At 64.8% G+C, this 1,652-nt stretch carries 1 protein-coding gene; it reads left to right on the forward strand.

Annotated features, from left to right (window positions below):
* The first annotated feature begins 144 nt into the window (after positions 1 to 144).
* Entirely contained in the window at positions 145 to 1,344 is a 1,200-nt protein-coding gene (locus tag WCE35_RS05330; RefSeq protein ID WP_424592301.1) for an IS91 family transposase, read from the forward strand.
* Positions 1,345 to 1,652: the final 308 nt, after the last annotated feature.

A 1,652-nucleotide genomic window follows, 5' to 3' on the forward strand; every position in this document is an offset into this window, starting at 1 on the left:
TCCAGGTCCTGCTCGGCCATGCCAAGCTCGACACCACGGCGCTCTATACGCGCGTCGCCACCAAGACGATCCAGCAGGTCATGAGCCCGCTCGATCGCATCACCCTGACGCAGGCCAAACCGCCCGCCTGACACGAGGCTCTTCGTGTCGCGTCCATCGCTGGAGGTCGCGGACATCTTCCGCGGCCACGGCCCGGCATGGCGCCGGGCCAATGCCGGCCATGTCAGCCTCGGCCAGCTCAAGGTGATGTCGGCGATCGAGAACTGCCGCACGGCAGCGCTCGGTGGACATGTCGCACGCTGCGAGGACTGCGCCTATACGACCATCGCGTATAACAGCTGCCGCAACCGCCACTGTCCGAAGTGCCAGGCCGCCGCCGCGAAGCAATGGCTCGCCGACCGCGAGGCCGACCTGTTGCCGGTGCCATACTATCACGTCGTGTTCACGCTGCCTGCGGCCATCGCCGACATTGCCTACCAGAACAAGGCCGTGATCTACGACCTGCTGTTCAAGGCCTCGGCCGAGACCCTGACCACCATCGCGGCCGACCCAAAACACCTCGGCGCCCGCGTCGGCATCACCTCGGTTCTCCATACCTGGGGTTCGGCCATGACCCATCATCCGCACGTCCACATGATCGTGCCGGGCGGCGGCATCTCGCTCGACGGCGAGCGTTGGGTGGCCTGCCGGCCCGGCTTCTTCCTGCCGGTGCGCGTGCTATCGCGCCTGTTCCGCAGGCTATTCCTGGAGAAGCTGTTTGCGGTCCACAAAGCCGGCCAGCTGGCGTTCTTCGGCAATCACGCCGCTCTCGCCGACCCGCAGGCGTTCGCAGCCTATCTGTCGCCGCTACGCCGAACCGAATGGGTCGTCTATGCCAAGCGCCCGTTCGGCGGGCCAAAGGCCGTGCTGGCCTATCTGTCGCGCTATACCCACCGCGTCGCCATTGCCAACAGCCGGCTGATCGCCTTCGACCATGCCAATGTCACCTTCCGATGGAAGGACTATCGCGCCGAAGATCGTGATCGCCAGAAGGTGATGACAGTCACCACCGCCGAGTTCATCCGCCGATTCCTGATCCACGTCCTGCCGCAAGGCTTCCACCGCATCCGCCACTATGGCCTGCTTGCCAGCGGTACGCGCGCCGACAACATCGCCCGCGCGCGTGAACTGCTCGCCGCTTCAAAACCCGAAGGCCCGCCCACCGAGGCCGCCGCCGATCCCATCAAGCCGGATTGTCCATGCTGCGGCGGTCGCATGATCATCATCGAGGTCTTTGAACGTGGTGCCACGCCACGGTATCGGCCAACAGGTCCAACGAACGTCATCAGGCTCGATACTTCATGACCGCGTCACAATCCCGTAAATCTGCTCGTCGCGCTCGCTGCCGCTCCGTCGGCCACGGCAGAGCGCGCCCAAATATCCAGCCGTCGAACCAAATCGGTCGCCAACTAACGGCGTTCAACGCCACTCGCGGCTCATTCATCAGCAACTTCCCGTTCGGCCAACCCGCTGGATCGGCTCAATTCCAATCACGCACCTCATCCGCGGCATTCAATTCCCCATAGTCAATGCCGCGCCATCCACGTTTCCCCTCCCGCGGTTTCCTCCCTGGGAGGTTTGCGGACGCCGGCCCCGGTGTGCGCCGCGCCACC

The sequence above is a fragment of the Bradyrhizobium sp. genome (assembly GCF_049691595.1).
Lineage (GTDB): Bacteria > Pseudomonadota > Alphaproteobacteria > Rhizobiales > Xanthobacteraceae > Bradyrhizobium.